The 11,941-nt window shown below is 68.7% G+C and carries 16 protein-coding genes; 13 read left to right on the forward strand and 3 right to left on the reverse strand.

Translation table 11 applies throughout. The features are described 5' to 3' along the window. Nucleotides 1-30: 30 nt before the first annotated feature. The 8 genes from hisF to tatC all read left to right on the forward strand — a co-directional run bounded on the left by hisF (nt 31) and on the right by tatC (nt 4,004). Complete coding sequence (gene hisF / locus AC3EGR_RS06765; protein ID WP_488545691.1) at nt 31-810, forward strand: imidazole glycerol phosphate synthase subunit HisF; 780 nt, start codon at nt 31-33, stop codon at nt 808-810. A 55-nt stretch (nt 811-865) separates the two neighbouring features. Next, a complete protein-coding gene (hisI, locus tag AC3EGR_RS06770; protein ID WP_488545692.1) occupies nt 866-1,255 on the forward strand; it encodes a phosphoribosyl-AMP cyclohydrolase in 390 nt (129 codons plus the stop codon). A gap of 6 nt (nt 1,256-1,261) precedes the next feature. Next, nucleotides 1,262-1,636 carry a phosphoribosyl-ATP diphosphatase gene (locus tag AC3EGR_RS06775; protein WP_488545693.1) on the forward strand — a complete coding sequence of 125 codons (375 nt, stop codon included), beginning with the start codon at nt 1,262-1,264 and terminating at the stop codon, nt 1,634-1,636. A gap of 21 nt (nt 1,637-1,657) precedes the next feature. Beyond that, nucleotides 1,658-2,020 (forward strand): DUF4870 family protein, encoded by a 363-nt coding sequence (locus AC3EGR_RS06780; protein ID WP_488545694.1) that lies wholly within the window; start codon nt 1,658-1,660, stop codon nt 2,018-2,020. Between the two features lie 11 nt (nt 2,021-2,031). After that, entirely contained in the window at nt 2,032-2,391 is a 360-nt protein-coding gene (locus tag AC3EGR_RS06785) for a histidine triad nucleotide-binding protein (RefSeq protein ID WP_488545695.1), read from the forward strand. A gap of 64 nt (nt 2,392-2,455) precedes the next feature. Then, nucleotides 2,456-2,698, forward strand: a complete 243-nt coding sequence (gene tatA, locus AC3EGR_RS06790) for a Sec-independent protein translocase subunit TatA (RefSeq protein WP_488545696.1) — start codon at nt 2,456-2,458, stop codon at nt 2,696-2,698. A 15-nt stretch (nt 2,699-2,713) separates the two neighbouring features. After that, the gene (gene tatB / locus AC3EGR_RS06795; protein ID WP_488545697.1) at nt 2,714-3,175 is read left to right on the forward strand and encodes a Sec-independent protein translocase protein TatB; all 462 of its coding nucleotides are present in this window, start codon (nt 2,714-2,716) and stop codon (nt 3,173-3,175) included. Nucleotides 3,176-3,209: 34 nt separating this feature from the next. After that, nucleotides 3,210-4,004 carry a twin-arginine translocase subunit TatC gene (tatC, locus tag AC3EGR_RS06800; protein WP_488545698.1) on the forward strand — a complete coding sequence of 265 codons (795 nt, stop codon included), beginning with the start codon at nt 3,210-3,212 and terminating at the stop codon, nt 4,002-4,004. A gap of 99 nt (nt 4,005-4,103) precedes the next feature. Here the strand turns inward: tatC and AC3EGR_RS06805 are convergent, their stop codons facing one another. Further along, on the reverse strand, nt 4,104-5,309 hold the full coding sequence (locus AC3EGR_RS06805) for a S1C family serine protease (RefSeq protein WP_488545699.1): 1,206 nt from the start codon (nt 5,307-5,309) through the stop codon (nt 4,104-4,106). A gap of 69 nt (nt 5,310-5,378) precedes the next feature. Continuing rightward, the gene (locus AC3EGR_RS06810; protein ID WP_488545700.1) at nt 5,379-6,644 is read right to left on the reverse strand and encodes a hypothetical protein; all 1,266 of its coding nucleotides are present in this window, start codon (nt 6,642-6,644) and stop codon (nt 5,379-5,381) included. Between the two features lie 88 nt (nt 6,645-6,732). Between AC3EGR_RS06810 and AC3EGR_RS06815 the strand changes: the two genes are divergently transcribed. Both AC3EGR_RS06815 and pdxA read left to right on the forward strand, forming a co-directional pair. Continuing rightward, complete coding sequence (locus AC3EGR_RS06815; RefSeq protein WP_488545701.1) at nt 6,733-7,491, forward strand: Nif3-like dinuclear metal center hexameric protein; 759 nt, start codon at nt 6,733-6,735, stop codon at nt 7,489-7,491. Further along, nucleotides 7,488-8,507 (forward strand): 4-hydroxythreonine-4-phosphate dehydrogenase PdxA, encoded by a 1,020-nt coding sequence (gene pdxA, locus AC3EGR_RS06820; protein WP_488545702.1) that lies wholly within the window; start codon nt 7,488-7,490, stop codon nt 8,505-8,507. The genes AC3EGR_RS06815 and pdxA overlap by 4 nt, the downstream gene beginning before the upstream one ends. On the opposite strand, the gene mscL is transcribed toward pdxA, so the two are convergent. After that, nucleotides 8,490-8,948: a large conductance mechanosensitive channel protein MscL gene (gene mscL, locus AC3EGR_RS06825; RefSeq protein WP_488545703.1), complete on the reverse strand. Its 459-nt coding sequence runs from the start codon at nt 8,946-8,948 to the stop codon at nt 8,490-8,492. The genes pdxA and mscL overlap by 18 nt on opposite strands. A gap of 122 nt (nt 8,949-9,070) precedes the next feature. On the opposite strand from mscL, the gene petA reads away from it, so the two are divergent. From petA to AC3EGR_RS06840, 3 genes are read left to right on the forward strand one after another with little or no spacing between them, the layout of a single operon-like run. Next, nucleotides 9,071-9,667: a ubiquinol-cytochrome c reductase iron-sulfur subunit gene (petA, locus tag AC3EGR_RS06830; protein ID WP_488545704.1), complete on the forward strand. Its 597-nt coding sequence runs from the start codon at nt 9,071-9,073 to the stop codon at nt 9,665-9,667. Between the two features lie 7 nt (nt 9,668-9,674). Beyond that, a complete protein-coding gene (locus tag AC3EGR_RS06835; RefSeq protein WP_488545705.1) occupies nt 9,675-11,084 on the forward strand; it encodes a cytochrome b in 1,410 nt (469 codons plus the stop codon). A 17-nt stretch (nt 11,085-11,101) separates the two neighbouring features. Then, nucleotides 11,102-11,860: a cytochrome c1 gene (locus tag AC3EGR_RS06840; RefSeq protein WP_488545706.1), complete on the forward strand. Its 759-nt coding sequence runs from the start codon at nt 11,102-11,104 to the stop codon at nt 11,858-11,860. The last annotated feature ends 81 nt before the right edge of the window (nt 11,861-11,941 follow it).

Raw genomic sequence — 11,941 nt, forward strand, 5'->3', positions numbered from 1 at the left:
GGTCCCCGCCCGCGCGGGGATGACGAAAACGTGCTCGCCAAACGCATCATCCCCTGCCTGGACGTCACCGGCGGCCGGGTCGTCAAGGGCGTCAACTTCGTGGAGCTGCGCGATGCCGGCGACCCGGTGGAGATCGCCGCGCGCTACAACGAGCAGGGCGCGGACGAACTCACCTTCCTGGACATCACGGCGACCAGCGACGGGCGCGACCTGATCCTGCACATCATCGAGGCGGTCGCCTCGCAGGTGTTCATCCCCCTCACGGTGGGCGGCGGCGTGCGCACCGTCGAAGACGTGCGGCGCCTGCTCAACGCCGGCGCCGACAAGACCAGCTTCAACTCCGCCGCGGTCGCCAATCCGGACATCATCTCCGCCGCCTCGGCCCGGTACGGCGCGCAGTGCATCGTCGTCGCCATCGATGCCAAGCGGCGCAGCACGCAGGAGGCGGCCACCCGTGGGCCCGGCTGGGACGTGTACACCCACGGCGGCCGCCGCAACACGGGCCTGGACGCCGTGGCCTGGGCCACCGAGATGGCCAGGCGCGGGGCCGGCGAGATCCTGCTCACCAGCATGGACCGAGACGGCACCAAGTCCGGCTTCGACCTGGCGCTCACCCGGGCCGTCAGCGACGCCGTGCCGGTGCCCGTGATCGCCTCCGGCGGCGTGGGCAACCTGGACCACTTGGCCGACGGCATCCAGCAGGGCGGCGCCGACGCCGTGCTCGCCGCCAGCATCTTCCACTACGGCGAGTACACCGTGGCCCAGGCCAAGGCCCGGATGGCGCAGCGGGGGATTCCGGTCCGCCAGTGATCCTGGTGCTGGTGGTTTCGGGGGAGGACCTGCGCAATTCACCGACAATACCGCCATGGATTGGCTAGAACAGGTCCGGTGGGACGCCCAGGGGCTCGTCCCGGTGATCGCCCAGGAGGCGGACACCGGCGACGTGCTGATGTTCGCCTGGATGGACCGCGAGGCCCTGCGGCAGACGGCCGAACTCGGGCGCGCGGTGTACTTCAGCCGCTCGCGCGGCAAGCTGTGGTTCAAGGGCGAGGAGTCCGGCCACGTGCAGCAGGTGCACGAGATCCGCATGGACTGCGACAACGACGTGCTGCTGCTGAAGGTGACCCAGCTCGGGCACGATCCTTCGATCGCCTGCCACACGGGCCGCCACAGCTGCTTCTTCCACCTTTACCGTGACGGGCAGTGGCAGGTGGTCGAACCTGTCTTGAAGGACCCGTCGAGCATCTACAAGTAAGGCCTCATGACTGCCCCCGCCCCCGACCCGCTGGCCCGACTGGCCGACGTCATCGAGAGCCGCAAGCCGGCCAACGGCGGCGATCCCGACGCGAGCTACGTCGCGCGGCTGCTGCACAAGGGGCCGGATGCCTTCCTCAAGAAGATCGGCGAGGAAGCCACGGAAGTCGTCATGGCCGCCAAGGACTGCGACCACGGCGGCGACACGCACAAACTGGTCGGCGAGGTGGCCGACCTCTGGTTCCACAGCATGATCGCGCTGGCGCACTACGGCCTGAAGCCGGCGGACGTGGTCGCGGAGCTGACGCGGCGCGAGGGCCTCTCCGGGCTGGAGGAGAAGGCCTTGCGCAAGGCGCGCTCGCGCGAGGCCGGCGGCGAATAGCCACTCTCCACGGGAGCAGCCATGGCGCAGACAGATTACGTGAGCCTGGAAGACGACAACGGCGATTCCGGCCGGCGCACCGTCATGCACGTCCTGTACGGCATGCACACGGTGTCCCCGTTCACCCTGTGGAGCCTGTCGCTCGTCGCGCTGGTCATCCACTACGTCAAGCGCGCCGACGAAACGGATTCGCGCTACGTGGCGCACCACACGTACATGATCCGCACCGTCTGGTGGACGCTGTTGTGGCTGGCGCTTTCTTCGCCGCTGTGGCTGCTGTTCATCTTCCCGGGCGCGATCGCCTACACGCTCATAGGCGCGTGGTACCTGTACCGCTGCCTGCGCGGCTGGCTGCGCTTCAACGACAATCGCTTTCCCGAGTGACCCGCACCGCCATGAGCCACGATCCCGACTGCCTGTTCTGCAAGATCGTCGACGGGAAGATTCCCGCCAAGAAGGTGTACGAGGACGAGGAGGTGCTGGCCTTCCACGACATCCACCCCTGGGCGCCGGTGCACTTCCTGCTGATTCCCAAGGAACACGTCACCTCCATGGCCCACGTGGAAGAGCGCCATGCGGCGGTGCTGGGCAAGATCATGACCCTCGTGCCGAGGCTGGCCAAGCAGGAGGGCTGCAGGCCGTATCCGCAAGGCGGCTTCCGGGTGGTGTGCAACACTGGCGGCGACGGTGGACAGGAGGTGCCGCACGTGCACTTCCACGTCATCGGCGGCCCGCGGCCGTGGCTGAAGGGCTGAGCAGTTCCCACACGGAGCGAACTTCGCAGCCCGACTAGAATCCGAGCAGTAACAGGAGTAATCCATGGGTTCCTTTTCCATCTGGCACTGGCTGATCGTGCTGTTGATCGTGGTGCTCGTGTTCGGCACCAAGAAGCTGAAGAACATGGGCCAGGACCTTGGCGGCGCCGTCAAGGGCTTCAAGGACGGCATGAAGGACGGCAGCCAGCCGGACACGCCGGTGCCGCCCCAGTCGCAGGTCACGGCGGCGCAGGGCGCGCCGGCCGACAAGAACACGATCGACGTCGAAGCCCGCAACAAGTCCTGAACGGCGACCTGAACCGTGCTTGACCTCGGCCTGGAGAAGATGGCGATCATCGGCGTGGTCGCCCTGATCTTCATCGGTCCCGAAAAGCTGCCCCGCGTCGCGCGCACGGTGGGCACGCTCCTGGGCAAGGCGCAGCGCTACGTCAACGACGTCAAGGCCGAAGTCAACCGCTCCATGGAGCTCGATGAGCTCAAGAAGATGAAGGAGACGGTCGAGACCGCGGCGCGCGACGTGGAAAATTCCGTCGCCAGCGCCAGCGCCGATTTCGAGAAGACCTGGCAGGAAGCGACCTCGGATGCGCAGACCGCGCTGCCGGACCTGTCGCCCAGCTATCCCGAGTACCGGCACCCGAAGAAGAAGTGGCGGGTGAAGCAGGGCGCCGTGCCCCACTGGTACAAGGCCCGCACCGGCGTGCGCACCCGGGCGCTGTCCGGCGCCGCGCGTGTGGCAAAGTACCGCCCGCAGAAGTTCAACTGAAAGCGGGGCCGGCAGCGCCGGCGGCCGTCCCCCTATGTCCACAACACCGAACGACCAGGACGACGAGCTGGCCGGCACCGAGCAGCCCTTCGTCGCCCACCTGGTCGAATTGCGCGACCGGATCGTCAAGGCCGTCATCGCCGTGGCGGTGGTGGCCGGCGTCCTTGCCATCTACCCCGGCCCGTCGTCGCTCTACGACATCCTGGCGGCGCCGCTGGTGGCGCACCTGCCCAAGGGCGCGACGCTGATCGCCACCTCGGTGATCTCGCCGTTCGTGGTGCCGCTGAAGATCCTGCTCATGGCGGCCTTCCTGATCGCGCTGCCGGTGGTGCTGTGGCAGGTCTGGGCCTTCGTCGCGCCCGGCCTGTACTCGCACGAGAAGAAGCTGGTGCTGCCGCTGGTGGTCTCCAGCACCATCCTGTTCTTCATCGGCGTGGGCTTCTGCTACTTCTTCGTGTTCGGCAAGGTGTTCTCGTTCATCCAGAGCTTCGCCCCCAAGAGCATCACGGCGGCGCCTGACATCGAGGCCTACCTCAGTTTCGTGCTCACGATGTTCCTCGCCTTCGGCGCGGCCTTCGAGGTGCCCATCGTCGTGGTGGTGCTCGCGCGCATGGGCCTCGTGCCGGTGGACAAGCTCAAGGAGTTCCGCGGCTACTTCGTCGTGCTGGCCTTCATCATCGCCGCGGTGATCACTCCGCCCGACGTCGTCTCGCAGCTCGCGCTGGCCGTGCCCATGTGCCTGCTCTACGAGATCGGCATCTGGGCGGCGCAGTTCTTCATCAAGCACACCAAGGCGCCGGACGAGCAGGGCGAGGCGGCCAAGCCGTAAGCCGCTTCATCCCCGCGCAGGGGGGCCCAGGGCATTCGGTAGGGGCGCACTGCGCCCCTTTTTTCTCATGCGCGCACGGCCATCACGGCCGCGACGGGGTCAGCGCTGCTGCGGCACCCCTGGCTGCTGCGGCACGCCGGGCTGCTGCGGCAAGCCCGGCTGCTGCTGCACTTGCCGCGGCTTCGGACGCTTGCCGGGGGTGACGGTCACTTCCATGTTGTCGTCGCGCCGCTGCATCCTGAACTGCGTGGCCGTGCCCGGCTTGAGCGAGGCGACCATCGTCAGCAGCTCGGAAACGTTCGCCACGTCCTTGCCCGCCACCTGCACGACGACGTCGCCGGGGCGGATGCCCGCCTGCGCCGCGGGGCCGTTCTGCAGCACGCCGGTAATGAGCACCCCCTTGCGCGCCTTCACGCCGAAGGTTTCCATCAGCTCGGGCGAGAGGTCCGCCGGTTCGACGCCGATCCAGCCGCGGGTGACCACGCCGTCCTTCACGATCCCCTCGAGCACCAGCTTGGCCGTGGACACGGGAATGGCGAAGCCGATGCCCATGCTGCCGCCCGAGCGCGAGTAGATGGCGGTGTTGATGCCCATCAGGTTGCCGTTGACGTCGACCAGCGCGCCGCCGGAATTGCCCGGGTTGATCGCCGCATCGGTCTGGATGAAGTTCTCGAAGGTGTTGATGCCCAGCTGGTTGCGCCCGAGCGCGCTGACGATGCCGCTGGTCACGGTCTGTCCCACGCCGAAGGGGTTGCCGATGGCCAGCACCTGGTCGCCGACCTGCAGCGCGTCGGAATTGCCCAGCGTGATCACCGGCAGCCGGTCCAGGTTGATCTTGAGGATGGCCAGGTCGGTCTCGGGATCCGTGCCGATGACGCGCGCGCGCGCCTTGCGGCTGTCGTTCAGGGCGACTTCGATCTCGGTGGCGCCTTCGACGACGTGGTTGTTGGTGAGGATAAAGCCGTCGGGGCTGATGATCACGCCGCTGCCCAGGCCGCTCTGGGGCACCGAGCCCTGGTCGCCGAAGAAGAAGCGGAACCAGGGGTCGCTGGACGAGGGCCGGTCGGCCGCCTTGCTGGTGTTGATGCTCACCACCGCCTGCGATGCCTTCTGCGCGGCGTTGCGGAAGCTGCCCACGGGCGGCGGGGCGTTGGGCGAGGTGGGCGCCTCGCTCAGGGACACGCCGGTGCTGCCGGTGGTGACGGGCCGGGAATGCAGCCATTCGGGCTTCATCGTCATGAGCACGAAGTAAGCCGCCAGCAGCACCGTGACGGCTTGCGAGAACACCAGCCAGTAGCGTCGCATGTTGTATCTTGGGAAAGCCCGAGTGTATGCCTGCGCGCTGGCGCGGGACCCGCCGCAGGGCGCCGCGGATCAGGAGGCCAGGCGCTGGGCGCGTGCCAGCCGCTGGGGCCGGGGCTCGGCAGCAGCGGCGTGGAACCTGGCCTCCTCCGCGGGCACCGGCTCCCCCGTCACGGGGTCGGCCAGGGCCGCCCGCGACCGCATGCCCCTGGCCGCCACCGCCAGGTGCTGCGCGGCGTCCAGCACGTCCTCCACTTCCGCCGGCCGCCGCCCGAGGTGCACCACGCCCACGCCGAAGTCCACCCGCACGCGCATGATCTCGCCGTCGCGGCCGGTGACCTCCATCGGCTGCCCCAGCGTCCGGGCCAGCCGCAGGCCGATGGTACGCAGCCAGCGCCGTGACGGGATGGTCTCCACCAGTCCGACGAAGCAGCGGTCCCAGTAGCGCCCGACCGGGTTCGCCAGCCCGAGCTGGCGCTGGATGCGGCCGGCCAGCGTCATCCACACCTCGTTGACGGCGGTGCTGCCGGCCACGGCGGCGATGCGCTCCGGCTCGAACACGGTGATGGCCAGAAGTGCGCCTTCGCGCCCGGTGCGGCGGCGCCGCTTCTGCGCCGCGATCAGCTCGTGCACGAGCGCCGTGCTGCTGTGGACCTGGGTCACGGGGTCGATCGCGGTCGCGCCGCCCTCGCGGGTGCGCCAGGCGCGGCGGGCCCGCCGCCACAGCACATGGCCGGTCAGCGCATTGCTGCCGACGGCCGCCACGGCCAGGGCCGCGTGCGCGACGGGCCGCCAGGACCCCAGCTGCATCGCCAGCGCATACAGGCCGGCGATGGCCGGCACGGTCAGGGCGCAGCCGGCGCCCATCAGCAGCGCCAGGCGGTCGCCGATGGTCCAGGCGCGGAAGGTGAGCCAGCAGGTCAGGCCGCTTCCCAGCAGCGACAGCAGGCCGGCCACGGGCAGTTGCAGCTCCCCCGGCAGGGCGAGCGCGGCCACGCCGCCGGCCGGCAGGGCGATGGCCGAACAGCGCAGCACGGCGGCCATCAGGCGGTCCCGCTCGCCCGCGCCCAGCCAGCCCTGGATCCAGAAGTTGGACAAGCCGACGCACACCGGTCCGGCGAGCACCTGCAGCACCCGCAACCGTTCCGCGCCGGGATGGGCCAGCTGCCGCAGCACGCCGCTTTCCACCAGCACCAGCAGGAACACGCTCAGGTGGTAGGCCACCGCCCGCAGCTGCACCGGCCCCGGCCGCGCGACCAGGTCGCCCGCCCGCGCCAGGCCGACGGCGGCGATCGCGCCCAGCGCCATGCTCCACACCGCCAAACCCGTCGTGCCCATGGCCGCTCCTTTGCAAGCGGCCCATGGTGCGGTCGGGCGCCGGGACGGGCATAGGACAATGGGGGCCTGATCCTTGTGACCTCTTTCCATGACCGACCGGCAAGACCTGCTGCAAGCCTTCGACACCCTGCTGGCGCCCGAACGCTTCAAGGACTACGGCCCCAACGGGCTGCAGGTGGAAGGGCGTGACACGGTGCGCAGCATCGTCTCGGGCGTGACCGCCAGCCGGGCGCTGATCGAGGCGGCCGTCGCGCGCCAGGCCGACGCGATCTTCGTGCACCACGGCCTGTTCTGGCGCGGGCAGGACGGCCGCGTGACCGGCTGGATGAAGCAACGGCTCGCGCTGCTGCTGGCCCACGACATCAACCTCTTCGCCTACCACCTGCCGCTGGACGCGCACCCGGAGCTCGGGAACAACGCCCAGCTGGGAAAGAAGCTGGGCCTGGCAGCGACCGGCCGCTTCGGCGAGCAGGACCTGGGCTTCATCGGCGAGCGCGCCGACGGCCAGGTGTTCGCCGGCACCGAGGCGCTGGCCGCGCACGTGCGCCAGGCGCTGGGGCGCCATGTGACGGCCGTGGCGGGCGCGCCGGGCGCGATCCGGCGCGTCGCCTGGTGCACCGGCGGCGCCCAGTCGTACTTCGAGGACGCGATCGCGGCCGGCGCCCAGGCCTTCCTCACCGGCGAGATCTCCGAGCCGCAGGCGCACTACGCGCGCGAATGCGGCGTGAGCTTCCTGGCCTGCGGCCACCATGCGACCGAGCGCTACGGCGCACCCGCGGTGGCGGCGCACGTCGCGCGGCAGCTGGGGATCGCGCACGAGTTCGTGGACGTGGACAACCCGGCATGAAGCCGATCGCGATCACCATCGGCGACGCGGCGGGCATCGGGCCGGAAATCATCGCCAGGGCCTACGCGCAGGAACCGGAGCTCACGCGCGGCTGCTTCGTCGTCGGCGACCTGGAATGCCTGCGGCGCGGCACGCATGCAGTGGCCGGCGGCGAGCCGCCGCTGCCCCTGGCCGTGATCGGCGACATCGCCGAAGCCGCCGACGTTCCGCCGCGCTGCATCCCCTTGCTCCAGGTCGGCCCGCCGCTGACGGACCTGCCGCCGATGGGCGAGGTGAGCGCCCAAGCCGGCGGCCTGGCCGCCGAGGCCGTGACCTGGGCCGCGCGCGCGGCGCTGCGCGGCGACATCGCCGCGCTGGTCACCGCGCCGCTGCACAAGGAGGCCCTTGCCGCCGCCGGCGTCCCGTTCCCCGGTCACACCGAGCTGTTGCAGGCCGAAGCCGCCCTGCATGCCGGGGTGCCGGTGGAGCAGATGCCCGTGCGCATGATGCTGGCCAACGAGGAACTGCGCACGGTGCTGGTGAGCATCCACGTCGCGCTGCGGCAGGCGCTGGACGCCGTGACCTACGACCGCGTGCTGGAGACCCTGCGCATCACCGACCGCACGCTGTCGCTGGCCCTGGGCCGCCGCCCCCGCATCGCCGTCGCGGGCCTCAATCCGCACGCGGGGGAGGGCGGCTTGTTCGGGCGCGAGGAGCTGGACGTGATCGTTCCGGCGATGCAGGCCGCGGCGGCCGAGGGCCTGGACCTGCACGGCCCTTTCGCGCCCGACACGGTGTTCATGCGCGCGCGCCGCGGCGAGTTCGACGTGGTCGTGGCGATGTACCACGACCAGGGCCTGATCCCGGTGAAGTACCTCGGCGTGGAAAAAGGCGTGAACGTGACGCTGGGGCTGCCGCTGGTGCGCACCAGCCCTGACCACGGGACGGCTTTCGACATCGCCGGGACGGGCCGCGCCGACCCCTCCAGCCTGGTCGCGGCGATCCGGATGGCGCGGACGCTAGCGGCTCGCGCTTAGGCCGTTCGGCTTCAGGCTGTCGCGGATCTCGCGCAGCAGCTGCACGTCCTCCGGCGGCGGCGCCGGTTCGGCGGCGGCCGCGGGGTGCGCATGCAGCCGGCGCAGGTGGTTGATCTGCTTGATCATCAGAAAGATCACGAAGGCGAGGATCAGGAAGTTGACGGCCACCGTGACGAAGTTGCCCCAGGCCAGCACCGGGACCCCCGCCTTCTTCAGGGCGTCCAGCGTCATCGGCGTGCCGGCGGGCGGCTGCGCCAGGACGATGAACAGGTTGCCGAAGTCCAGCCGCCCCACGATGCGGCTGATCAGGGGCATCACGATGTCGTTCACCAGCGAGTCGACGATCTTGCCGAAGGCGGCGCCGATGATCACGCCCACCGCCAGGTCCACGACGTTGCCCTTGACCGCGAACTCGCGGAATTCATGCAGCAGCTTGCCCATCGTTCCCTCCTCTTGCGGAAAAGCGGCAGTATGCGCGAGGCAACGCGAGGGTGGAATCCGGTGGAAACGACCCGCTACAATCGCGGGTTGACCCTCAACAACGAGAGATCCTCGAGGACCCCATGAGCAACTCCACGGTGGACGCCAGCAAAAGGACATGGCTGATCGCGTCCAGCTGCGCGGGTGCGGTGGGCGCCGGCTTCGTCGCCGTGCCCTTCGTCAGCAGCTTCCAGCCCTCCGAAAGAGCCAAGGCGGCAGGCGCTCCGGTCGAAGTCGACATCTCCGCGCTGCAGCCCGGACAGAAGATGACGGTCGAATGGCGCGGCAAGCCGGTGTGGATCCTGCGCCGCACGCCGGAGCAGCTCGCCTCCCTCAAGAAGACCGACTCCGAGGTGGCGGACCCGCAGTCCAAGCGCACGGCCTACCCCACGCCCGAATACGCGCAGAACGAGTACCGCTCGCTCAAGCCCGAGTACTTCGTGGCCGTGGGCATCTGCACGCACCTCGGATGCTCCCCCACCGACAAGCTCGCCCCCGGCCCGCAGCCCTCGCTGCCCGATGACTGGCACGGTGGCTTCCTGTGCCCCTGCCATGGCTCCACCTTCGACCTGGCGGGCCGCGTCTACAAGAACAAGCCCGCGCCGGACAACCTCGAAGTGCCGCCCTACGCCTTCCTGTCGGACACCCGCCTGCTGATCGGCGAAGACAAGAAAGCCTGAACGGAACATGGCCGAATTCAAGGAAATCTCCCCGAACGCCAGCACCGGCGCCAAGCTGAACAACTGGCTGTACAACCGGTTCCCGACCGCGTACGACGCGTACAAGGTCCACATGTCGGAGTACTACGCTCCGAAGAACTTCAACTACTGGTACTTCTTCGGCTCGCTGGCGCTGCTGGTGCTGGTGATCCAGATCGTCACCGGCATCTTCCTGGTGATGCACTACAAGCCGGATGCGGCGACGGCCTTCGCGTCCGTCGAGTACATCATGCGCGACGTGCCCTGGGGCTGGTTGATCCGCTACATGCACTCCACGGGTGCGTCTGCGTTCTTCATCGTCGTGTACCTGCACATGTTCAAGGCGATGATCTACGGCAGCTACCGCAAGCCGCGCGAGCTGGTGTGGATCTTCGGCTGCACGATCTTCCTGATGCTGATGGCCGAGGCCTTCTTCGGCTACCTGCTGCCCTGGGGCCAGATGTCCTACTGGGGCGCGCAGGTGATCGTGAACCTGTTCTCCGCCGTGCCCTTCGTCGGCCCCGACCTCGCCCTGCTGATCCGCGGCGACTACGTGGTGAGCGACGCGACCCTGAACCGCTTCTTCAGCTTCCACGTGATCGCGATCCCGCTGGTGCTGATCGGCCTGGTGGTGGCGCACCTGTTCGCGCTGCACGACGTCGGCTCCAACAACCCGGACGGCATCGACATCAAGGGCAAGGACTACCCCAAGGACGCCAACGGCCACTCGGTGGACGCGGTGCCCTTCCACCCCTACTACTCCGTGCACGACATGGTGGGCGTGGCGGTGTTCCTGATGGTGTTCAGCGCGATCATCTTCTTCGCGCCTGAAATGGGCGGCTACTTCCTGGAGTACAACAACTTCATCCCGGCCGACCCGCTGAAGACCCCGCCGCACATCGCGCCGGTCTGGTACTTCACGCCCTTCTACTCGATGCTGCGCGCGACCACCGACTTCATGGTCGACGTGTTCTGCGTCATCGTGGCGCTTGCGGCTGGCTGGGCCTTCTTCCGCAGCCGGCTGTCCTTCATGGGGAAGGTGGCGACCATCGTCGTGGCGGTGATCGCGATCGTGCTGCTCAAGAGCCTGGACGCGAAGTTCTGGGGCGTGGTCATCATGGGCGGCGCGGTGATCATCCTGTTCTTCCTGCCCTGGCTGGACAAGAGCCCCGTGCGCTCCATCCGCTACCGCCCGGGCTGGCACAAGTGGGTCTACGGCGTGTTCGTGGTGTTCTTCCTGGTGCTCGGCTACCTGGGCATCCAGCCGCCATCCCCTGTCGGCACGCTGATCGCGCAGATCGGCACCGTCTACTACTTCGGCTTCTTCCTGCTGATGCCATGGTGGAGCCGCCTGGGCGAGTTCAAGGCCGTGCCCGAGCGCGTGACCTTCGCGCACTGAAGCCGGGAACCGACAGAATGAAAAAACTGATCCTCACGTTCCTGCTGGCGCTGGGCGTCGCGGCCGGCGCGCAAGCGGCCGGTGGCGAAGAGATCCATTGGGACAAGGCGCCCAGCCACAGCAACGACCTGCCCTCGCTGCAGAACGGTGCCAAGCTGTTCGTCAACTACTGCCTGAACTGCCATTCGGCCGCCTTCATGCGCTACAACCGCCTGCAGGACATCGGCATCACCGAGCAGCAGATCAAGGACAACCTGCTGTTCGTGACCAACAAGGTGGGCGACACCATGAAGTCGCCGATCGACCCGCAGGAAGCCAAGGAGTGGTTCGGCGCGGTGCCGCCCGACCTGACCCTGATCGCGCGCGCGCGCTCGGGCCACGGCGGCACCGGCGCGGACTACCTGTACACGTACATGCGCACCTTCTACCGCGACCCGTCGCGGCCCACCGGCTGGAACAACCTGGCGTTCCCGAACGTCGGCATGCCGCACGTGCTGTGGGAACTGCAGGGCGACCGCGAGCCGGTGTTCGTGAAGACGGAAGAGCACGGCCACGAGGCCGAGGTCTTCAAGGGCTGGCGGCAGGTGAGCCCGGGCACGCTGACGCCGCTGCAGTACGACCAGGCCGTCGGCGACCTCGTCGGCTACCTGCAATGGATGGCCGAGCCGGCGCAGAACCACCGCGTGCGCGTCGGCGCCTGGGTGCTGCTCTTCCTGGCGGCACTGACGGTCATTTTCTGGCGCCTCAACGCGGCGTTCTGGAAAGACGTTAAATAAGCGGATACGCGGGCGCCGACGGCGGCGCCGCGTGCCTGTTGCAGAGTGGGTCGCCGCCGCGCCCACTCTTTTTGGTTTAAA

Source organism: Ramlibacter sp. G4-7 (assembly GCF_057784995.1).

Bases quoted from the DNA above. Each gene is read 5' to 3' on its own strand.
- hisI (WP_488545692.1), top strand. From the start codon at position 866: ATGGATTGGCTAGAACAGGTCCGGTGGGACGCCCAGGGGCTCGTCCCG.
- AC3EGR_RS06775 (WP_488545693.1), top strand. From the start codon at position 1,262: ATGACTGCCCCCGCCCCCGACCCGCTGGCCCGACTGGCCGACGTCATC.
- AC3EGR_RS06780 (WP_488545694.1), top strand. From the start codon at position 1,658: ATGGCGCAGACAGATTACGTGAGCCTGGAAGACGACAACGGCGATTCC.
- AC3EGR_RS06785 (WP_488545695.1), top strand. From the start codon at position 2,032: ATGAGCCACGATCCCGACTGCCTGTTCTGCAAGATCGTCGACGGGAAG.
- tatA (WP_488545696.1), top strand. From the start codon at position 2,456: ATGGGTTCCTTTTCCATCTGGCACTGGCTGATCGTGCTGTTGATCGTG.
- tatC (WP_488545698.1), top strand. From the start codon at position 3,210: ATGTCCACAACACCGAACGACCAGGACGACGAGCTGGCCGGCACCGAG.
- AC3EGR_RS06805 (WP_488545699.1), bottom strand. From the start codon at position 5,309: ATGCGACGCTACTGGCTGGTGTTCTCGCAAGCCGTCACGGTGCTGCTG.
- AC3EGR_RS06810 (WP_488545700.1), bottom strand. From the start codon at position 6,644: ATGGGCACGACGGGTTTGGCGGTGTGGAGCATGGCGCTGGGCGCGATC.
- AC3EGR_RS06815 (WP_488545701.1), top strand. From the start codon at position 6,733: ATGACCGACCGGCAAGACCTGCTGCAAGCCTTCGACACCCTGCTGGCG.
- pdxA (WP_488545702.1), top strand. From the start codon at position 7,488: ATGAAGCCGATCGCGATCACCATCGGCGACGCGGCGGGCATCGGGCCG.
- mscL (WP_488545703.1), bottom strand. From the start codon at position 8,948: ATGGGCAAGCTGCTGCATGAATTCCGCGAGTTCGCGGTCAAGGGCAAC.
- petA (WP_488545704.1), top strand. From the start codon at position 9,071: ATGAGCAACTCCACGGTGGACGCCAGCAAAAGGACATGGCTGATCGCG.
- AC3EGR_RS06835 (WP_488545705.1), top strand. From the start codon at position 9,675: ATGGCCGAATTCAAGGAAATCTCCCCGAACGCCAGCACCGGCGCCAAG.
- AC3EGR_RS06840 (WP_488545706.1), top strand. From the start codon at position 11,102: ATGAAAAAACTGATCCTCACGTTCCTGCTGGCGCTGGGCGTCGCGGCC.